Annotated in this window: 8 protein-coding genes and 1 pseudogene; all 9 read right to left on the minus strand. The window is 67.7% G+C overall.

The features are described 5' to 3' along the window. Positions 1 to 8958, minus strand: an 8958-nt coding sequence (locus CSC71_RS11370; protein ID WP_246192181.1) for a beta strand repeat-containing protein, incomplete at its 3' end; no start/stop codon positions are given. Positions 8959 to 9048: 90 nt separating this feature from the next. Continuing rightward, a pseudogene (locus CSC71_RS15760) lies at positions 9049 to 9147 on the minus strand (ESPR domain-containing protein); the annotation flags it as partial. 475 nt (positions 9148 to 9622) lie between these two features. Continuing rightward, positions 9623 to 11245, minus strand: coding sequence for a 3-(methylthio)propionyl-CoA ligase (locus CSC71_RS11375; protein ID WP_162374500.1), 1623 nt, complete (start codon positions 11243 to 11245; stop codon positions 9623 to 9625). Between the two features lie 24 nt (positions 11246 to 11269). After that, entirely contained in the window at positions 11270 to 12553 is a 1284-nt protein-coding gene (locus CSC71_RS11380; protein ID WP_162374501.1) for an anaerobic sulfatase maturase, read from the minus strand. A 10-nt stretch (positions 12554 to 12563) separates the two neighbouring features. Next, a complete protein-coding gene (locus CSC71_RS11385; protein ID WP_162374502.1) occupies positions 12564 to 14918 on the minus strand; it encodes an arylsulfatase in 2355 nt (784 codons plus the stop codon). After that, positions 14915 to 17374, minus strand: coding sequence for an efflux RND transporter permease subunit (locus CSC71_RS11390; RefSeq protein ID WP_162374503.1), 2460 nt, complete (start codon positions 17372 to 17374; stop codon positions 14915 to 14917). Before CSC71_RS11390 ends, CSC71_RS11385 begins: the two co-directional genes overlap by 4 nt. Continuing rightward, entirely contained in the window at positions 17371 to 18444 is a 1074-nt protein-coding gene (locus CSC71_RS11395) for a WD40/YVTN/BNR-like repeat-containing protein (RefSeq protein WP_211368004.1), read from the minus strand. The genes CSC71_RS11390 and CSC71_RS11395 overlap by 4 nt, the downstream gene beginning before the upstream one ends. 5 nt (positions 18445 to 18449) lie before the next feature. Continuing rightward, positions 18450 to 19817, minus strand: a complete 1368-nt coding sequence (locus CSC71_RS11400; protein ID WP_162374504.1) for a DUF1329 domain-containing protein — start codon at positions 19815 to 19817, stop codon at positions 18450 to 18452. Positions 19818 to 19837: 20 nt separating this feature from the next. Beyond that, entirely contained in the window at positions 19838 to 21661 is a 1824-nt protein-coding gene (locus CSC71_RS11405; RefSeq protein WP_162374505.1) for a DUF1302 domain-containing protein, read from the minus strand. Positions 21662 to 21695: the final 34 nt, after the last annotated feature.

Consider the following 21695-nt stretch of genomic DNA (forward strand, 5'->3'; position numbering starts at 1 on the left):
CGTCCCAGCCACGGTCAGCGCGCCGGCGTTGATCGTCGTTCCGCCGGTGAAGCCCTGCGTCTCGGTCAGCGTCGCCTCGCCCACGTTGTCCTTCTGCAGGTACTCGAAGTTCACCGTGTTCGACGCATCGAAGCTCAACGCACCGGCGTTGTTGAGCACCACCGTGTCGCCCGTACCGTGCGCGCCGCCATCGATCACGTTGGCCAGCACCGCACCGTCGTTGAGCGTCAGCGTGTCGTCGCCACCGCACAGGTCGATCGTGCCGCTGCCCGACACGGTGCCGGAAACGCTCATCGTATCGTTGCCGTCGCCGCAGCCATAGCTGCCGTCGATGTTCAGCGTCGCGCCCGCCGCGATCACGGTGTCGAGCGTGCCGCCGGCGGTCGCGACCACGTTGCCGTCCGGACCGATGTTCAGCGTGCCACCGAGCACCTGCACTTCCTGCAGATCGGTAGCGACGGGACCGTTGATGTTCAACGTGCCGGTACCGGTCTTGGTCACACCTTCGAAATTGACCAGCGCCCCCAGGTCGGCGGTGAGGTTGATGTCGTAGACGCGCGTGTCCATGCCGGCACCGCCGTCCACCGTGCCGACCACCGTGCCGTCGTGGACCACGAAGCTGTCGTCGCCGTCGCCGAGCGCGAACACGCCGCCGCCGGTGTCGAGCATGCCCGCCACATCTAGCACGTCGTCGCCACCGCCCAGGTCGCCCGTCGCCAGCAGGGTGCCGCCGGCGCCAACGGTCACCGTGTTGGTGCCAGTGCTGCCGGTGAGCATCGTCGCCGTGCCGCCAGCCGCCTGCAGCGCGCCATCGACATTGAGCACCGTGTCGTCGGCCAGCACGACGGTCGGCGTTTCCAGCGTCCCGGCCACGGTCAGCGCGCCGGCGTTGATCGTCGTTCCGCCGGTGAAGCCCTGCGTCTCGGTCAGCGTCGCCTCGCCCACGTTGTCCTTCTGCAGGTACTCGAAGTTCACCGTGTTCGACGCATCGAAGCTCAACGCACCGGCGTTGTTGAGCACCACCGTGTCGCCCGTACCGTGCGCGCCGCCATCGATCACGTTGGCCAGCACCGCACCGTCGTTGAGCGTCAGCGTGTCGTCGCCACCGCACAGGTCGATCGTGCCGCTGCCCGACACGGTGCCGGAAACGCTCATCGTATCGTTGCCGTCGCCGCAGCCATAGCTGCCGTCGATGTTCAGCGTCGCGCCCGCCGCAACCACCGTGTCGAGCGTGCTGCCGGGGGATGCCGCCACGCTTCCGCCAACGCCGATGTCGAGCGTGCCCGCTTCGACATTGACGGTGTCGAAGGACGACGGCGCGGAACCGTCGATATGCAGCGTGCCGGTGTTGGTCTTGCCCAGCGTCTCGAAGTCGACCGCGCCGCCGAGGGTCGCATCCCCGGCGATATCGGCGACGAAGGTGTCGATGCCGCCGCCGCCGCCGACCGGATTGAGCAGCCCCGACAAGTCCGCGCCGTCCTGGATCGTGAAGCTGTCGTCGCCATCGCCCATGTCGAGCGTTCCGGTGCCGGTGACCGCGCCGGCCACCACGAAGGTGTCGCTGCCCGCGGTGCCGGTGTAGCTGCCGTCGAGCTGCAGGGTCGACCCTGCGGCCACGGAGGTGCTCTGCGCCGCGACGCTGGCGCCGGCGGTCACTTCGAGCGTGCCGGCCAGCAGGTCCACATCGATGAATTCGGACACGCCATTGATCTGCAGCGTGCCCTCGCCCGACTTGCCCAGCGACTCGAAGCCCAGCAGCGTGCCCAGCGGCACGGTGTTGCCGTTGCTGACGTTGACCTCCAGCAGGTCGGTGCCGGTACCACCGTCGACCGTACCGAGCATCGTGGTGGTGTCATGGACGATGAAGCGGTCATCGCCCGCGCCCAGATCGAAGATACCGCCGCCTACGTCGAGGACACCGGCCACGTCGAGGACGTCGTCGCCGTCGCCCAGGCCACCACCGGCGCGCAGCATCGCGCCTTCGGACACGAGCACCGTATTCACGCCATCGCTACCCGTGATCGTCATCGAGTCGATGAACAGCGGCCCGCCGCTGGCGAAACCGTCGACCTGGAACGTGGTGCCGTTGGCCATCGTCAGGCTCGGCGCGAACAGCGTCGAAGACGCATCCACCGTCAGCGCGCCGCCGTCGAGCTGGACCGTCTCCCAGGTCTGGATGCCGGTCAGGGTCGCGGTGCCGTTGTTCTGCTTGCTGAGGTTCTCGAAGTTGACGGTCTGGCTGTCGGTGAAGGTGTAGTCGCCGCTGAAGTTCAGCGCCACCGTATCGCCGGTGCCGTGCGCGCCGCCGTCGATGGGGTTCAGCAGGCCCGACAGGTCCGCGCCGTCGCTGAGCGTGAGCAGGTCGTCGCCGCCGCACAGGTCGACCGTGCCGCTGCCCGACACCGTGCCCGACACGCTCATCGTGTCGTTGCCGTCGCCGCAGCCGTAGCTGCCATCCACATTCAGCGTGGCGCCCGTGGCCACCAGGGTGTCGAGCGTGGTGCCGGGAGTCGCGATCACGCTGGCGCCTGCGCCGACGTTCAGCGTGCCGCCGAGCACCTGCACTTCCTGCAGGTCGGTCGCGGCCGGCCCGGTGATGTTCAACGTGCCGGTGCCGGTCTTGGTGATGCCTTCGAAGTTGAGCAGCGCGCCCACGTCGGCGTTGAGGTTGATGTCGTAGACGCGGGTGTCGAGGCCATCGCCGCCATCCACCGTGCCCAGCACCACCGTACCGTCGTGCACGACGAAACTGTCGTCGCCGTTGCCCAGCGCGAACGTGCCGCCGCCGGTGTCCAGCACGCCGGACACGTCGAGCATGTCGTTGCCATCGCCCAGGTCGAGCGCACCGCTGCTGGCGACCGTGCCGGCGACCACGAAGGTGTCGTCGCCCGCGGTGCCGTTGTAGTTGCCGCTCAGTTGCAGGGTCGCCCCAGCTTCCACCGTGGTGTTCTGCGCGGTCACGTCGCCGGTCACGTCCAGCAATCCTGCCAGCACGTCGACGTCGATGAACTCCGCCGTGCCATCGATCTGCAACGTGCCGTCGCCGTCCTTGGTCAGCGATTCGAAGCCGAACAGGCTGTCCAGCGACGCGGTGTTGCCGCTGCTGATGACGACGTCCAGCAGGTCGATGCCGTCGCCGCCGTCGACAGTCCCCAGCGCCACGGTGTTGTCGTGAATGACGAAGGTATCTTCGCCTGCACCCAGGCCGAATGCACCGCCGTTGGTGTCCAGCGTGCCGGCCACGTCGAGCACGTCGTTGCCATCGCCCAGATCGCCACCGACCTGCAGCAGCGCTCCTTGTGCCACGGTCACGGTGTTGGTCCCGGCACTGCCGGTGAGCGCGGCATAACCGCCGCCATTGCCCTGCAGCGTGCCATCCACGTTGAGCACAGTATCGTCGGCCAGCGCGACGGACGGCGTTTCCAGTGTGCCGTCGACGGTCAGGGTGCCGGCGTTGAGCGCGGTGCCGCCACTGAAGTCGAGCGCGCCGGTGAGCGTGGCCTCGCCCGCCTGGTTCTTGACCAGGAACTCGAAGTTGACGGTCTCGCTCGCGTCCAGCGTCATCGCCAGTGCGTTGTTGAGGACCACCGTATCGCCAAGGCCGTGGTCGCCGCCGTCGATCGCATTCGCCTGGCTCAGGTCGGCGCCGTCGTTGAGGATCAGCGTGTCGTCACCGGCACCGAGCGCGAACACGTCCGCGCCGGTATCCAGCGCTCCGGCCAGGTCGAGCATGTCGGCGCCGTCGCCCAGGTCGGCGCTCGCCAGCAGCGTGGCGCCGGCGTTGACGTTGACGGTATTGGTGCCCGCACTGCCCGTGATCGTGGTCTGGGTGGCGCCAGCGGCCTGCACCAGCCCATCCACGTTGAGCGTGGTGCCGTCGCCGGTCATCGCGATGGCCGGCGTGGTCAGGCTGCCGTCCACGTCCAGCGTGCCGCCCGCAATCGTCGTGTTGTCGTAGGCGTGGTCGCCGCTCAGCGTCGCGGTACCGACGTTGCTCTTGATCAGGTTCTCGTAGTTGGTGACCGTCCCCTGTGCGAAGTCGAGACTGGTGGCGATATCCAGTTGCACGGTGTCGATGCCGTCGCCACCGTCGAACACGCCGGTGTAGCCGTCGACATTCGCCCCATCCTGCAGCGTCAGCAGGTCGTCGCCGCCGCACTGGTCGATGGTGCCAGTGCCAGTGACGTTACCGGCGATGGTGATGGTGTCGGTGCCGTCGCCGCAGCCGAAGGCGCCATCGATATTGAGCGTGGCGCCGGTCGCGACGATGGTGTCGATCGTGCCGCCCGTAGCCGCCGCGACATCGGCACCCGCCACCACATTCAGGGTGCCGGCATTGACATTCACCGTGGCGAAGTCCGACGTGCCCGGGCCGTTGATGTTGAGCGTGCCGGCGCCGTTCTTGTCCAGCGTTTCGAAGTTGAGCACTACGCCCAGGTTGGCGGTGGTCGCGATGGTCGCGTCGAGCGTGTCGATGCCGGCGCCGCCATCCACGGTGCCCAGCACGTTGGTATTGTCGTGGATGACGAAGCTGTCGTCGCCCGCGGCCAGGTCGAACACCCCACCCATCGTGTCCAGCGTACCGGCCACGTCCAGCGTGTCGTTGCCATCGCCCAGGCTGCCGTTGGCCAGCACGGCTCCCGCCGCATCGATGCGGATCGTGTCGTTGCCGATGCCGCCCGCCACCAGCGTGGCGCCCGCTGCCGCCGTCTGCAGCGTGCCGGTCACCTGCAAGGTGGCACCGCCGTCGTCGGTGAAGGTCACGTCCTCGGTCAGCAGCGTGCCCGGCGTCACCAGCGTGCCCTGCTCCAGCACCACGTGGTCGATGTCGCTGTTGGCCGTCATTGTCGTGGTGCCGGTGCCGCGCTGTACCAGGGTGCCGTCGCCGATGACGGTCTGGCTCAGCGTGTATGCATTGGAACGGTTCGATACCAGCGTGGCGCCCGCCGCGACGAGTGCCGTTGCCCCGGTGCCCAGGCTGCCGGTGGTGCCGCCGTCGCCGAGTTCCAGCGTGCCCGCATTGACGTTGGTGGTACCGGTATAGGTGTTGTTGGCGGTCAGCGTCAGCGAACCCGCACCGGTCTTGGTCAACCCGCCGAGCGCGCTGGTACTGCGCAGCACGCCGCTCATGATCGCGTCGCGGCCGGCGGTGCCGTTGTTCACGTGCACGGTCCGGCCGGAGGCGCCGAGGTTGATGCCGTTCTGGAAATCGACCGTGCCGTCGGCGGTGACATAGCCGAACACCAGTTCGTGGCTGGTCGGCACGAAGCCGCCGCTGCCCCAGGTCAGCTCGCGGCCGTCGCCGAACAGGTTGACCACCTGGGTGCCGTCCCACGCTGCGAACCCGCCGGAACCGATCCAGCGCACGCCCTGCTCATAGTTGTCGTCGTCCAGCACTTCGGTTCCGTATGCCGGCAGCGGCCCCGTCGCCCCATCCGGATCGACGCCAACCGTCGTGCCGTTGTTGTCGATGAAGGCGAGCCCTCGGGTGCTGGTGCCGCGGAAAAACCCGCCGCTGGCGGCGGTCAGGCCCAGCACGCCACCGGTGCCATCGGCGGTGCCTTCGAAGCGGATCAGGCTGCTGCGTTCGCTGGAGCCGGTCGTGCCATGGCTGCTGATGACGCCGAAGCCGCCAGTGATCGCGCCGGCATCGTCCGCGCGCAACGCACCGCCGAAGATGCGGGTAAGGCCCGCGTAGGCATTCGCATGCGCGTTGTTGTCGGTGACCAGGGCCCACAGACCGGGGCCCTCCTTGATGAGATTGAAGATGTTGTTGGGGTTGTGGAACTCGGCCGGCGTGAGGCCGTTGACCAGCGTCGGCGCGAACAGGTTGTCGCCGGTATTGGTGCCGCCCAGGAACTGCGTGAAGCCGCCATTGCGGTCGACGATCAGCCCGGTGTTGGTGAGCACCAAGGCACCGGAGCCGGAGGATTCCAAGTGGGCGTTGCCCCATGACCAGAACAGGCGGTCGGTCGTATCCCCGCTGCCGACGTAGCGCACCGTTCCGCCAGCGCCGCGAAAGTCGGCGATTAGGTCGCCGCCGCCCACAGCGGAGGCGTCGCCCGCATTGGCGATCGAGGTGACTTCGAAGGTGCAGCCATTGGGATTGAAGCGGCCGGTGAAGGTATTGGCGCCGCCCAGGCGCCACACGCTGCCGGCGGCGCATTGGGTGCCGATGAGCGAGGTCGTACCCGCGCCGTCGGAAATGACGCCCGAGAGGATGTTCGGATCGTCGGCCACACCATCGCCGTTCGCATCCGTGCTGACGAAAGTGCCGCCGACGCGCAGTTCGTTGCTCGCGCCGCTGACGGTCGTGGCGATGTCACCGCCGATCTCCAGTGCGCCGCCCCCACGATTGAACAGATGCAGCAGTGCGCCGCTACGTCCGGACAGGCCGATATTGCGGTTGCCGCTGGCGGGGCCGGCGCCGGTGTACACCATGGCGCCGTTGTGGCTTCCCAATTCAATGGTGGCGCCGGTGCCGAACGAACTGGCCGTGCCAATGTCCGTGAAGGTGTTGAAGTAGACGTACATGCCATCGGTGGCGCTTGTAATGTCGCCGCCGTTGATCCGCGTGGTTCCCGAATAGGTGTTCAATCCGAACAGGTCGATATCGCCCTGCCCCATCAGGTCCAGGCCACCCACACCCTGGATCACGCCCTGCAGGCGGACATCGCGATCGAGATTGTTGCCCTCGTTGACATTGATCGCGCGCGCCGCTGCGCCCAGATCGATGCCGTTGTCCCACACCACGGTGGAGTCGGCGAAACGGCCGGCGAAACGCAGCATCTGGCCATCGGGCACAAAGCCGCCGGCACCCCAGGTGAGGGTCGCGCCGGCACCGCCGATATTGACGTGCCGTTCGCCACCGATGGCGCCGAAGCCGCCGGAGCCGGTCCATTGGATCTGGTTGCCGCCGGCCCCGAGAGACTCGGTGAAATCGCCGTAGGCAGCGGTCAGCAGCAGCATGCCACCGTTGTTGATCGTGTCGGGACCGTCGAACTGGATGTTGCTGTTGGCCGAGTTGGCCCCTGCGCTGCCGAGAATCAGATGGCCAACGCCTGCGGTGCCATCGCCGATGACCGTGGCACCCGAGTAGGTGTTGGTAGCGGTCAGCTCCAGGCCGCCGTTGCCCAGCACGTGAAGGCCGCCACTGCCCACCAGCGCGCCGCTGATCATTGCGTGGTCGTTGACGTTGCCGTTGTCTGCGCGCACCTCGCGCAGTCCGCCGGACAGGTCGATACCGTTCTGGAAATCCACCTGGCGGGCGTCGCCGCCGGTGACATTGGTGCCCAGGATCAACGCGTGGCCGTCGGGCACGAAGAGACCGTCGTTCCAGGTGAGCGTGGCGCCGGCTCCGCCCAGGTTGACGGTGACGTCCGACTGGTTGTTCAGCGCATAGAAGCCGCCGGTGCCAGCCCAGCACAGCTCGCCGCCGCCGGTGCCGTTGGGCATGGTGATGCTGGGTTCCGCATTGGTGCCGTAGATGAGGGTATTGCTACCGTTGTTCAGGCCCTCGAAGCGGATGTTGCTGTTTGGCGACAGGCTGGTGCTGTTCAGTATCAACTGCGCGGCGTTTCTGATGATGGTGTCGCCGCTGTAGGTATAAGCGCCGCCGTCGAACCAGGTGGTGCCGCTGGCCAGGGTCAGGTCGCCGGTGAAGCTCAGCGGACCGTTGAAACGGACATTCCCGCCTTGCGTCTGCACCGAAAGCTGGTTGGCGCCGGTATCTTGCAACGGTCCGCGCACGGTCAGATTGTGGCCGCCGACGCCCAGGTGCAGCAGCGTGTCGGCCGTGAGCACCGTGGCGCCGCTCCAGGTGGCGTTGCCGAGGCCATCGATGTAGCGGTCGCCCCCGGTGAGGGTCACATCGTGGTTGAGCGTGTTGTTGGTCTCCACGCGCAGGGTGCCGCCGTTGAGGATCAACTGCGCGGCGTCCGTATCCCCGCCGAAGGCATCGCCTTCCACACGGAGATAGCCGCCGTTGAGAGTGACCACGTTGCCGGCGGCGGCAGCGGCCGCATCGGTGCCCCTCATGAAGAGCTGACCGGCATTCACCGTGATGCCGCCGGTAAAGCTGTTAGTGCCGTCCAGATAGAGACTGCTGTCGACGCTGCCGCCTTCGTTCAGTACCAGGCTGAGCTTGTTGGCGCCGGTATCCGTGAGGTTCCCCGCAAAGACGGTATTGCCGTTGGCACCGGTATTGGTCACCTGCAGCGTGGTATTGGCCGTCAGGACCAGATTGCCGTTCCAGGTGCTGGTGAGATTGGCGAATGGCTGGTTGATGTTGATGGTGCCGCCGCCGGCAGCGGTGATGTTGTGGGTCAGGCTGATGCCGCCCAACCAGAGGTTGCCGCCGTTGTTGAGCACCAGGTTGGCGGCCGCGGTGTTGCCACCGAAGGCACTGGCGTTGTTGACCTGCAGCACGCCGCCACTGTTGACGGTGACCACGTTGGCGGCGCCGTTGAAGCTGTTGCTGCCGCTGCCCACCAGACGCGCGTTGCCGTTGACGGTAATGCCGCCGGTCAACGTGTTGTTGCCGCCCAGCGCAATCCAGCCGTTGGTGGAGGTGCCGTTCACGGTCAGGCCATTGCTGCCGGCCAGGACCGAGTTGATCGTCGCCGTGTTTCCGCCGGTAGTGCTGATGAACGGGTTGGTACCGGCCAGAGTCAACGTGTTGCCGGTGATCGTGTAACCGTTGGCGAGGAAGTTCAGGCTGTGAGCTGTGATCGGCGACCCTAAGGTAACCGTGCCGGCGGTGCCGCCGAAGAAGGCATCGTCCAATGCCGCATTGTCCCAGGCGAAGACAGAGCCACCAGTACCGGTGGAATTGCTGTTCCAGAACAGGTTGCTGCCGTTCCAGGTGCCCGTACCGCCCAGCCCGGCCGTATTGCCGTTGACATCCCAGTAACGGTCCGCGGCGTGCGCCGGTGCGTAAAGCGCAACCAGTGCAAGCATGATCGCCAGCCGCAACGGCCACGCCGTGGGCGGAGAGGCTCCGCCAATGTCGTGATCGCCTCCCCTGCCTTGGTCAGCGACACGCGTGTCGACCGCACTGGCGCGCTTGCCGCGGCGCCTGCTCAATTCCGAAGCCACCACCCAAGCCCGCAAGGCGTACGACCAAACGATGCGGAATACGCGATTCATCTTCCCTGCCCCCCCTGTTTGGATCACTGATTGCTGCCCGGCCGCCACGAAGGACGAACGGCACGCACCGCACCGCTTCGTTAACCCGAAACCACGAGCCTTGCCCCCCCCTGAAACAGGGGGGGCATGCTCATTCGGGCTTTCTTGTCGGGCTTGCAGGCGCTTCCATCCTCTCCCCCACTAGCCCAAGACCGGAGCGACGCACGAGACACCCTAATCCCCTTGGTCGACTCGCGATATCGGGAAAAGTCTTAGCTGGGACTAGATACGGGCCAAGTATCCAGCCACACCGCGCGTTTTTTGTGACATTCATCACATATATTCGCCCCCGCCCGATCGAATCCCCCCCCGGTTTTCCGGCGCATGCGTCGCTTCATGGCACAGGGCATGCAGCGTTTTCACCAGCTTCGACGGCCCGGTGTCCGGCTTCGATCACGCCGATCGGCCCCGTCGGACGGAAGCGGCGCCGACCTTCTCAGGCATTGGGCATCAGGTGCTGCCTGAACTGCTCGCGCAAGCGGTTCTTCTGCATCTTGCCGGTCGCGCCCAGCGGAATGGCGTCGACCAAGACGACGTCGTCGGGGATCCACCAGCGCGCGACCTTCCCTTCGAAATGCGCGAGCATCTCGTCGCGGCCGGGCTCCTCGCCCGGCTTCGGGACGATCACCAGCAGCGGCCGCTCGTCCCACTTCGGATGGGGCACGCCGATGCACGCGGCCATCGCCACCTTGGGGTGCGCCATGGCGATGTTCTCCAGGTCGATCGAACCGATCCATTCGCCGCCGGACTTGATCACGTCCTTGGCACGGTCGGTGATCTGCATGTAGCCGTACGCGTCGATCGTGCTGACGTCGCCCGTCGGAAACCAGCCGTCGATGCAGGGGTCGGGGCCGCGCAGGTACTTCGCGAGCACCCAGTGCCCGCGCACCAGCAACTCGCCGGAGGTCTTGCCGTCCCAGGGCAGCTCCCCGCCGTCGGCGTCGACGATCTTCATGTCCACGCCGAACGGCACCCTGCCCTGCTTGGACTGGATGGCCAGGCGCTGCTTGCCACCCAGCGCAGCCAATTCCGGCTTGAGCGAACACGCGGTCCCGATCGGACTCAGCTCGGTCATGCCCCATGCGTGCAGGACTTCCACGCCATGGTGTTCCTGGAATGCGTCGAGCATGGCCGGCGGGCACGCGGCGCCGCCGATGACGGTGCGGCGCATCGTGGAGAAATGCAGGTCGTTGGCTTCGACATGCGCCAGCAGCGCCTGCCAGACCGTCGGCACGCCGGCGGTCAGGGTCACGCCTTCGGCTTCGAACAGCTCGTACAGCGACTTGCCGTCCAGCGCCGGGCCGGGGAACACCAGCTTCGCTCCGACCATGCATGCCATGTAGGGGATGCCCCACGCGTTGACATGGAACATCGGCACCACCGGGAGCACGGTTTCCCGCGCGGACATGTCCAGCACGTCCGGCAACGCGCCGGCCATGGTATGCAGGACGGTCGAACGATGGCTGTACAGCACGCCCTTCGGGTTGCCCGTGGTCCCGGACGTGTAGCAGAGCGACGACGCGCGATTCTCGTCGAACTCGGGCCACGCGTAGTCGTCGCCGTGGCCGTCGCACAGGTCTTCGTAGCACAGCAACCCGGGAATGCCGGTTTCCGCTGGCATGTGCGCCCGGTCGCTCATCAGCACGAAGTGGCGGACGCTCGGCAACCGCGCGGCCACCGCCTCGACCAGCGGCAGGAAGGTCGAATCGAAGCACAGGACCCCGTCCTGCGCATCCCCCACGATCCAGGCCAGCTGGTCCGGATGCAAGCGGGGATTGAGCGTGTGCAACACCGCGCCGGAGCCCGAAACCGCGTAGTACAGCTCCATGTGCCGGTAGCCGTTCCAGGCCAGCGTGGCCACGCGGTCGCCGGACGCGACGCCCAGCGCCTCCATGGCCCTGGCCATGCGCCGCGCGCGCGCGGCCAGGTCGCGGTACGTGTAGCGATGGATGTCGCCTTCCACGCGGCGCGACACGATTTCCCGTTCGCCGTGATGGCGCTCCGCGTGCCGGAGCAATGCCGAGATCAGCAGCGGCTGCTGCATCATCAGGCCGTTCATCGATATGTCCTCGTCTGGTTCATGTCAGCGTGTCCCGGGGGCGTGCGGGGCCGGTCGCTTCCGCACGACCAGCGGACCGTCGAAGGCGTCCATCACCGCCGACGCGGGCAAGCCCGCCGCGAGCAGTTGCGCCATCGCGTTCATGTACTGCGTGATGTGGCGAAAATACTTCAGGTAGCCCGCGCACAGATAGTTCCATCCCGGCTCGCCGTCCGGCGATGCGAGGAAGCGGTTCTTCGGGCATTCGCCGTTGCAGGCGAAACGGTAGTCGCAGCGCCGGCAGATGCCGGGCAGCGCCTCTTCCTTCGCCGCGCCGAAGTCGCGCTGCTTCGCCGAGGCCATCAGCGCCGCCGCGTCGGTCTCGCGCAGGTTGCCGAGGCGGTATTCCGGATACATGTAGTGGTCGCAGGAATACACACTGCCGTCGTGCTCGACGATCGCCGCCTTGCCGCAACGCGGCGCGAACAGGCAGACCGTCGCCGACAGCTGGCACCAGGCCGCGAGCGCCCATTCGAAGTTCATCACGTGCACCGTGCCGACGTCGCGGCGCACCCATTCATCGAAGACCGCGATCAGGAAATCGCCATAGGCGGCGGATTCGACGCTCTGCGGCGTCAGCTCCGGCGGCGCGCCGGCCGCCCCGCCGGCTTCCGGCGGCGTCGCGAAGGTCTGGCCGCGCTGCCGGTCGGCCGGCGTCGGCAGGCGCTCGACCACGGGATTGAACTGGATGTGGCGCACGCCCTGCTCTTTCAGGAAGCGGTAGACCTCCAGCGGCTGCCGCGAGGCCTCGCGCGATACGGTGACCAGCACGTTGTAGTCGACCCCGTGCCGCTGCAGCAACGCAAGCCCGCGCATCGCATCGTCGAAACTGGAACGGCCGCGCTTGTCGTAGCGGTGCAGGCCGTGCAGCTCGCGCGGGCCGTCCAGGCTGACCCCGACGGTGAAGCGCTCGCGCGCCAGGAAGGCGCACCAGTCTTCGTCGAGCAGCGTGCCGTTGGTCTGCAGCGTGTTGCGGACGGTCTTGCCGCCGGCGTATTCGCGCTGCAGGCGAACCGCCTCCTCGAAGAACCCGAGCCCCATCAGCGTCGGCTCGCCGCCCTGCCAGGTGAACTCGACCTCCGGCGTTGGCTGCGCGGCGATGTAGCTGCGCACGTATGCGCGCAACGTCTCGCCGGACATGCGGAATTTCGTGCGTGGCGCGTGCAGCCGCTCCTTTTCCAGATAGAAGCAGTAGTCGCAGTCGAGGTTGCAGACCGGCCCGACCGGCTTGGCCATCAGGTGCAGGCCCTGCTCCACGGGCTCGGACATGCGCGTTCTCCTACGGCGCGTAGCGAACGTGCACGTCGTGCACGCTGCCCGTGAACGCGAACGGAGCGCGCTCGAGGTAGGTCAGCGACACCGACGAACCGAGATCCGCGCCGACGTCGAAAGTCTCGGTCGCGGTGAACGCCAGCGGCGCGGTGAACGGCGTGGTCGCCGTCGCGACCTCGATGCCGTCGATGCGCAACGTCAGTTGCGCGGGCGCGGCGAGCTTGGCCGCGGTCATCGCCGTCTCGACCTCGATGCGATGCCGGCCGGCAGGCAGGGGCTGCGGCGAACGCAGTTTCGTCGTCGCGACCACCATGCCGTTGTACTCGTAGAAGGCGTACCCGCCGTCGAAATACAGCGCGACGCCGCCGGACCGCCCGCCGAGCGCGTAGACGACGCCGCTGGCCTGCGCCGGCACGTCCAGGTCCACGGCGACGACGCTGTTGCGCGCGCGCAGATTCGGCGCCGCGAACTCGGGCAGGCGCTGCGTCAACGCGCTGAAATGCCACTCCTTCAGGCCACTGCCGATGCGCTGGCCCGGGTACAGGAACGGGACGAAGCCGGCGCCGATCGGGTAAACCTTGTTGGCGCGCGCCTCGCGGTCGAACAGCGCCTGCATCTCGGCGAGCTTCTGCGGTTGCGCGGCCGCGAGGTCGACCGCCTGCGAATAATCGCCGTCGAGGCGATACAGCGTCCAGACGTCCTCGTCGGGATTCCACGTGCGCAGCGCCTCGAACGATCCGGGCTTCCACGGCACGCGCGGACCGAACACCGAAGCCATCCATCCGTCGGCGTAGATGCCGCGGCTGCCGAAGACCTCGAAGTACTGCGCCGGCTTGGTGCCGGCGGCGCGCGCGTTGCCGAAGCTGTAGCGCATGCTGACGCCGTCGAGCGGGTCCTGGGCGATGCCGTCGACCGCCTCCGGCGGCACGATGCCGACGACGTCGTAGATCGTCGGCACGATGTCGTTGACATGATGGAACTGCGTGCGCACCTTCGCGTCCGGCTTGATCGCGCGCGGCCACGACACCGCCAGCGGCGCGCGCGTGCCGCCGAAATAGCCGGCGACCAGCTTGGTGCCCTGGAACGGCGTCATGCCGGCCCAGGCCCAGGCGCCGTGGTACATCGACTCGAGCAGCGGCGTGCCGAGCGCGTCGAGCCCGCCATAGTCACGCTCGAGCACGGCCATCTGTTGCGCCGTGCTTACCGGAATGCCGTTCTGCGTCAGCAGCTCGTTGATCGTGCCGGACTGCCCCTCCGCGGATGCGCCGTTGTCGGAGAACACGTAGAAGATCAGCGTGTTTTCGCGCAGGCCCAGGCGCTCCAGTTCGTCGACGATGCGGCCGGCCTGGGTATCCGTGTGTTCGAGGAAGCCGGCGTAGACCTCCATCAACCGCGCCTGGAACTTGCGCTCCTCGGCCGACAGGCTGTCCCAGGCCGGCAGCGAATCGGGGCGCGGCGTCAGCTTGGCGTCTTTCGGGATCCAGCCCAGCGCCTTCTGGCGCTTGAACGTTTCTTCGCGGTAGACGTCCCAGCCCCGGTCGAACCGGCCCTTGTACTTCTCCGTCCAGCTCCTGAACACCTGGTGCGGGCCGTGCACCGCGCCCGGCGTCCAGTACAGGAAGAAGGGCTTGCCCGGCGCCTCGCTGTGCTGGCGGCGCAACCAGTCCACGGCCTGCGTCGCCAGGTCTTCGGTCAGGTGGTAGCCCGCGTCGCGCGGCGGCTCGACCGGCGTGTGGTCGCGGAACAGGCGCGGCTCGTACTGCGAGGTCTCGCCGCCGAGGAAGCCGTAGAAGTGCTCGAAACCATAGGACGTCGGCCAGTGGTCGAACGGCCCCGTCGCACCGGTTTCATTGGCCGGCGTGTTGTGCCACTTGCCGAACGCGGCCGTGCTGTAGCCGTAGTCCTTCAGCACTTCGGCGACGGTGGCGCTGCTCTTGGGGATCGTGCCGGTGTAGCCGTCGAAGTCGCTGGCCAGCTCGGTGATCGTCCCGCTGCCGACGCGGTGGTGGTTGCGCCCGGTCAGCAGCGCCGCGCGCGTCGCCGAGCTGATCGCCGTGGTGTGGAAGGCGTTGTAGCGGATACCGCTGTCGGCGATGCGCGTCAGCGTCGGCGTGTGGATCGGTCCGCCGACGGTGTCGGCCTGGGCGAAGCCGGCGTCGTCGAGCATGATGACGACGATGTTCGGCGCATCCGCCGGCAGCCGCGAGACCTGCGGCCGCCACTGGTGCTTGGATTCGGCCAGCGTGCGGCCGGCCTGGCTGGCCGAAGGCTCGGGCGGGAATGGCAGCGTTGCCTGCGCGCTGGCGGTGCCGGCGGCGGAACCCAGCGCCAGCATGGCCAGCGAAATCGGGGTCTTCTTCATGCTTGTGCTCCTGCGACCTGCGCCGTGGCACGGACGGCCGGTGTCGGATTGAGAAGGAAGTGGGAGAGCGCCGGGATCAGCACCAGCGCACCGACCATGTTCAACAGGAACATGAAGGTCAGCAGCACGCCCATGTCCGCCTGGAACTTGATCGGCGAGAAGGCCCACGTCACCACGCCCGCGGCCAGCGTCACGCCGACGAGGGCGACGACGCGGCCGGTGAAGCGCAGCGCTTCGCGATAGGCCTGCGCCAGGTCGAGGCCGCGGCGTTGCGCCGCCAGCTGTACCGACAGCAGGTACAGCGCGTAGTCGACGCCGATGCCCACGCCCGTCGCGATCACCGGCAGCGTCGCCACCTTGACGCCGATGCCGAGCCAGACCATCAGCGCTTCGCACAGGATCGAGGTGAGCGCGAGCGGCACCACCGCGACGATCACCGCGCGCCAGGAGCGGAACGTCACCAGGCAGAGGACGATCACCGTGGCGTACACGTAGAACAGGATGCTGCGGTTGGCCTTGCGCACGACGATGTTCGTGACCGCCTCGATGCCCGCCGAACCGGCGACCGGAAGCACCTGCAACTGCGCGGGGTCGGTCGGGTTCTCCTTGACGAAGCGTTCGACGGCGCCCAGCGCGCTTTGCAGCGTGGTGGCCTTGTGGTCCGAGAGGAAGGCGATCAGCGGCATCACCGAGCAATCGGTGTTGAACAGCTCGGGGTTGTTCACCGACGCCTGCTGCGCGCCGTAGTTGAGGATGTCCTGGTTGCGGCTGATGGTCAGCCACTTCGGGTTGCCTTCGAACGAACCGGCGGTGATCTGGCGCACCACGTCGGCCAGGCCGAGCGTGGCCTGCACCTGCGGCACCTGCTTCAGCTCCCAGGCGATGCGGTCGACGTGGGCGAGCGTCTCGTACTTCAGGCAGCCTTCCGGCGGCGTCTTCACGATCACCGCGAACACGTCGCTGGTCAGCCCGTAGTGGCGCGTGATGTAGGCGTTGTCGCGGTTGTAGCGCGAGTCCGCGCGCAGCTCCGGCGCGCCCGGATCCAGGTCGCCGGTCTGCAGGCGCAGGCTCGCGAGGTAGCCGCCCGCCCCCAGCACCGCCGCGACCGCCAGCGCCGCGGCCGCCCAGCGCCGGCGCGACGCGAAGTAGCCGAGCCAGCGCCAGATGCGGCCGGTTTCGCCGAGCGCGTCGCGCCGTTCCACCTCCAGGCTGCGCTGCGCCGCCCTGGCGCCGACGCCGAAGTAGCTGAGCAGCACCGGCAGCAGCAGCAGGTTGGTGAACACCAGCGCGGCGAAACCCAGGCTCGCGGTCAGCGCGAGCTCGCGGATGACCGGGATCGGGATCAGCACCAGCAGCGCGAAGCCGGCCGCGTCGCTGAGCAGCGCGGTCACGCCGGGCAGGAACAGGCGTCGGAACGTGTAGCGCGCGGCCACCAGGCGGTGGGTGCCGCGGCCGATGTCCTGCATGATGCCGTTCATCTTCTGCGCGCCGTGGCTCACGCCGATGGCGAAGATCAGGAACGGCACCAGCATCGAATACGGGTCGATTTCCAGGCCGGCCAGCGCGACCAGTCCGCACTGCCACAGCACCGCGAGCAGCGAGCACGCCAGCACCAGCAGGGTGCTGCGCACGCAGCGCGTATACCAGTACAGCAGCGCCGCCGCGATCAGGATCGCCGCGAGGAAGTACGCCATCACGTTGAGCAGGCCGGCGATCAGGTCGCCGACGATCTTGGCGAAGCCGACCACGTGGATGCGCACTGCCCGCGACTTGCCGTCGTTCGCCGTGCCCTGTTCGTAGCGGCTGCGGATCTTCTCGACCGCCGTCGACAGCGCGCGATAGTCCAGCCGCCGCCCTTCCGCATCCTGCTCCAGCAGCGGCAGCACGATGGCGCTCGACCTGAGGTCGCCCGCCACCAGGCTGCCCACCAACCCGCCGCGGGTAATGTTCAGGCGCAGTTGCTCGATGCTCTCGGGCGAACCGTCGTAGCTGTCGGGCATCACCGGGCCGCCCTGGAATCCCTCCTCGGTGACTTCGGTCCAGCGCACCGCGGGCGACCACAGCGACTTCACCCAGGCGCGGTCGACGCCCTCGGTCAGGAACAGTTCGTCGTTGATCTGGCGCAGCGTTTCGAGATAGCGCGGATCGAAGATGTCGCCATCAGGGTTCTCCACCACGATGCGCAGCGTGTTGCCCATGCCGCGCAGTTCGTCGCGGTTGGAGAGGAAGTTCTGGATGTAGGGATGATCGACCGGGATCATCTTCACGAAACTGGCGTTGAGCTTCACGCCGGTGGCCATGAAGCCCAGCACCAGCGTGAGCAAACCCGTGAACAGCAGCAACGCCATGCGGTGGTTGAACACCAGCCGCTCCAGCAGGTTGCCGGAGTTGCGCGGGAAGTCTTCCAGCGAGCGCACCACCGGCATGGTGTCGTGGTCGTTCGGCTTGATGCTCATCGGGCCTTTTCCCTGTCGAAACGCTGCAGGCCGCGCGGCCCGCCCAGCACGATCGCCTGGCCCTGCAGTGCCAGCGCCGCGGCCGGTAGCGCCGCCGCCAGCGGCTGCGCGTGGAAGCCGTGGCCACCATCCGTGCTGCGGGCAACCGCTCCGCTCTGGTCGGCCAGCCAGACCTCGCCGTCTTCGGTACGAACACCGGTGGTGATGCTGGCGTGCAGGCCAGAGTCGACCTGCTGCCAGGTGTCGCCGCGGTCGGTGCTGAGCCAGGCGTTGCCGCGCATGCCGAACGCCAGCAGGTTGTCCTGCGTGGCGACGAGGCCGAACCAGCTGCCCTCGTACGGCGAGGGCAGCGCGACGAAGCGCTGCTGTTCGGCCGACAGCCGCAGGAGCAGGCCGCCCTCGCCCGCGATGACCAGCGTCTCACCGACCGGCCGGATCGCATACAGGTTGAACAGGCGCGGGTTGTCGGTGCGATCGAACCACGGCTGCCAGCTGCGCCCGCCGTCGGCGGTGTGGAAGATCAGGTTGTAGGCGCCGACGACGAAGCCTTCGTCGGGGCTGTCGAACCAGACGTCGAGGAAGGGCTTGTCTGGGCCGAGCCCGGCATTGCGCTTCGCTTCGTCCAGCAGCGCCTGGTTGGCGTCGGACGGATCCGCCGCAACGCGTTCCTGCATGTAGTCGACCAGCAGGCGGTTCGCCTGCCGGCCGTCGAGCACGCGCTTCCATGACTGTCCGCCGTCTTCGCTGCGCAACACCACGCCGTCGTGCCCGACGGCGTGGCCGACGCGCGCGTCGACGAACTGCACGGCGGTGAGGTCGGACGAGACCGGCACCTCCGACTGCGCCCAGGTTGCCCCGGAATCCGCGGAGACCAGCACGTGGCCGCGTTGTCCCACGGCCACCAGCCGCTCGCCCGCCGACGCGATGCCGGTCACCAGCGCCCGCGGGGCGAGCGGGCTGATGCGCGCCGGGCGATCGAGCGGATCCGATCCGGCGTTCGCGGCCGGCGGCGCGGCGAACAGCAGCCCTGCGACTACCGCCCCCGCAGTCGCAATCAGAAGGCGCGGCACGACGATCACCGGATGCCGGCTCCCGCCAATCCGTCCGGCGTCCAGGCCGAGTTCGACAGCGGCTTGATGAACTTCAGGCCGACGTCGTAGGCGCCCAGCAGGCCGGTGATGTTGTAGCCGCCGCCGATGAAGTCGTGGAACGACTGCGCGGACGCCGACGGCGCCGGCAGGTCATACGACGGATTGGTGTAGACGAAGCCGGAACGGAACAGCTGCCCGCGGGCGTCGTACTGGTCGGAGGCCACCGCGATCCACGAATCCTCGTCGATGTAGAACACGCGCTTGGCGTAGATGTGGCGCTTGCCCGGCTTCAGCGTGGCCTCGACCACCCACACGCGATGCAGTTCCCAGCGCACGTTATCGGGATTGACGTGGCCCGGCGTGGTCGCCGCGTACGGATCCTTGGCGTAGACCAGCTTGAAGCTGTTGTAGGGGATCAGCATTTCGCGCTTGCCCAGCAGCTTCCAGTCGTAGCGGTCCATGGCGCCGTTGAACACCCACGCTTCGTCGTAGGTCGAACGGCCCATCGCGCCCGGGTTGGGCGTGTCGTAGGCGATTTCCGGCGCGAGCTTGACCCGGCGCTGGCCCGGCAGGTACTGCCAGGCCTTGCGGCCGAACTTCGTCGGGTTGATGTAGTCCTGCGCCAGCAGCGCTTCGCCCGCGCGGCGCGCCGGCGCCGTGTAGGCGATCTTGGTGCGGAAGTAGACGTCGTTCGGCGCGGACTGTCCCTTGCGATCCGGCGCGTAGTACGGATAGTCGACGTAGATCTCGCCGGTCGTGGCCAGCACCGCCTTGCCCGCCGGATTCACGTTGATCGAGTCGTACTTGGTGAAGTACGTCGATCCGTTGAAACGCAGCAGGTGGTTCCACATCACTTCCTGGCCCGTCTTCGGGATCGGGAACGGGAAGCCCGCGTACGTGCCCTGCAGGCCCAGGCCGCCGTCGGTGGTGCTCACCGATTCGGCGTTCCTGCGCGTGTTGGCCAGCACGAAGTCCGGGAACGCCATCGAGCGATGCGTCGGATAGACGTCGACGCGCATGGTCTTGGGATAGCGGCGCAGCATCTCCTGCGTTCCGGCGGTCAGGAACTTCGCGTACTTCGCCAGATCGGCCGCGTGGACCGAATACAGCGGCTTCTCGCCCGCCCAGGGATCGGGGCGTACGCCGGAGCCGGCCTTGTAACCCGCCGGCGCGCGGGCGAGTCCGCCCTCGTAGGCGGGAATGGTGCCCTCGGCGTTGCCCGCCTTCTCCGCGCCGACGGCGGTCAGCGTGGTGCCCAGCCGCTGGGCTTCGTCGGCGCTCACGGCGGCCAGGGCGCTGCCGGAGGCGAGCGCGGCCAGCAGGCCGGCGCACAGGTATCGGAATTGGTTCATTTCGTCTCTCCGCGGTTCGATCAGAACGTGGTCTTGTAGGTCAGCAGCACATGGTCGCGATCCGACAGCACCGCGTTGGTGCCGTTGGGCACGTTCATCGCGCCCGATGCCGTACGGGTGTAGTCGCCGTAGAAGCCGACATAGCGCAACGCGACGTTGTGGCGCGCCTGGATGTCGGCGGCGATACCGACCGAGAAGGAACCCGCCTGCTCGTTGCCGCCCGACAGCACGGCCGAGTTGCCCGACAGGCCCGCCGACCACGCGGTCGGCATGGACAGGTCCACGCCTGGCATGACCTGGTACCAGGTGGGCGTAAAGGTCAGGTTGATGCCGAAGTAGTCCTTGCTGACCGCGTCGATGTTCGCCGGATTGCCGCGATACGCAGCCGACCCCTTGAACGCGCCCGGGTTGTGCGTGACCTTGTCCCAGCGGTTCCACGCCAGTTCGGCGCCCCACGACGCGGAGTCGAACAGCGGCGTTTCGGAAACCAGGCCCAGCAGGTTCACCACGCCGTGCAGCGTGTTGCCGCGCGCACCGGGCGCGTTGCCGTCGAGGTCGTCGATGGCGACCTGGCCGGCGGCGCGATTGACCAGCGGCGCGGGAAGCACGGTCACCGGCACGCTCTGCAGCGGCATGTTGCGGCGATAGCTCAGTTCGGCGCCCAGGCTCAGCGAGCCGACCTGCCTGCTCAGGCTCCAGCCGTAGATGTCGATGTCCTGGCCGAAGTAGACGTCGTAGCGGCCGACCTGGCCGGCGAGGATCTGCGGCACGCTGGCCGCCGCCGGGTTGATGTAGCAGGTGTTGGGAGCCAGCGGCGTCAGGCCGACGGCGCTGCACGTCGCGGCGGGCACGGCCGCCACCGCCGGCGTCACCGTCAGCTGCGGCTGGATGTCCGTGGCGCGACGCACGTACAGGCCGGTGGTGCCGCCACCCAGCCATTCCGGGCTCCAGCGCGCCATCAGGCCCCAGTCGCCGTGCTTCTTCGGCTCGTGGATATCGCCCGCCAGCAGGCGCTGGCCAGGGCCGATGACCAGCGAGTCGCCGCCGCGCAGCAGCGCGTCGTTGACCGTCAGGTAGCTGCCCGATTCCGGATAGCGGGCTTCTTCCCAGTCGAAGAAGGCCTGCAGGCCGATGGTGAGCTGCGTCGTCGGCTGCACCTGCAGCGTCACCGACGTGCGCGGGCGGAACAGTTCCTTCGCCTCGATGCCGGGCGTGGCCAGCGCCTTCCACAGGTCGAGCGAGTACTGGCCGTAGGAGATGCCGTGGATGGCGCCGCCACCGAACAGGCTCTCGCCCCAGTACGCGGTGTGGCGGCCTGCGCGCAGGCTGACCGGCACGCTGCCGATGTCGCCGTGCGCGAATACGAACGCGTCCAGCAGTTCGCCCGAAGCGCCGCGCGCATAGCGGTCGGCATAAGACGACAGTTCGCCGGCGACCGGAGCGCCGCCGTCATCCAGGGTATTGGCCGTGGCGGCGTTGCGGTTGTCCAGCGATTGGTAGGCATGGTCGTACCAGGCGGTGCCGCTGACGCGGAAGCCGAAGCTGTCGCGGACCGTCACGTCGAATTCGCTGAGCAGGTCCAGGCGATTGGCCACGAGGCTGTTGCGATCGAAATTGCGGTCGCCGTCGTCGTAGTTCGGATTGGCCAGGATCGCGCCGTCCTGCTTCTCGGTGCGGATGCCGAGGTTGTAGCGGATGGTGTTGTCCCAGCGCACCACGACATCCGGGTTGCCGGTGCCGATCTCGGCAGCCTGCGCCGCGGGAGCGAACGACAGGGCGATGGCCGCCGCGAGCGACAGGCGATGGATCTTCGGGAAACGCAAATGGCGATCGTTGGGGATCACGGGAACTCCTGTGGTTGTTTTGTAGCGGAGCCGG

The organism is Pseudoxanthomonas sangjuensis (genome assembly GCF_010211755.1).
Lineage (GTDB): Bacteria > Pseudomonadota > Gammaproteobacteria > Xanthomonadales > Xanthomonadaceae > Pseudoxanthomonas_A > Pseudoxanthomonas_A sangjuensis.

Excerpts from the sequence above, each read along its gene's own strand:
- CSC71_RS11375 (WP_162374500.1), bottom strand. The coding sequence starts at position 11,245 with ATGAACGGCCTGATGATGCAGCAGCCGCTGCTGATCTCGGCATTGCTC.
- CSC71_RS11380 (WP_162374501.1), bottom strand. The coding sequence starts at position 12,553 with ATGTCCGAGCCCGTGGAGCAGGGCCTGCACCTGATGGCCAAGCCGGTC.
- CSC71_RS11385 (WP_162374502.1), bottom strand. The coding sequence starts at position 14,918 with ATGAAGAAGACCCCGATTTCGCTGGCCATGCTGGCGCTGGGTTCCGCC.
- CSC71_RS11390 (WP_162374503.1), bottom strand. The coding sequence starts at position 17,374 with ATGAGCATCAAGCCGAACGACCACGACACCATGCCGGTGGTGCGCTCG.
- CSC71_RS11400 (WP_162374504.1), bottom strand. The coding sequence starts at position 19,817 with ATGAACCAATTCCGATACCTGTGCGCCGGCCTGCTGGCCGCGCTCGCC.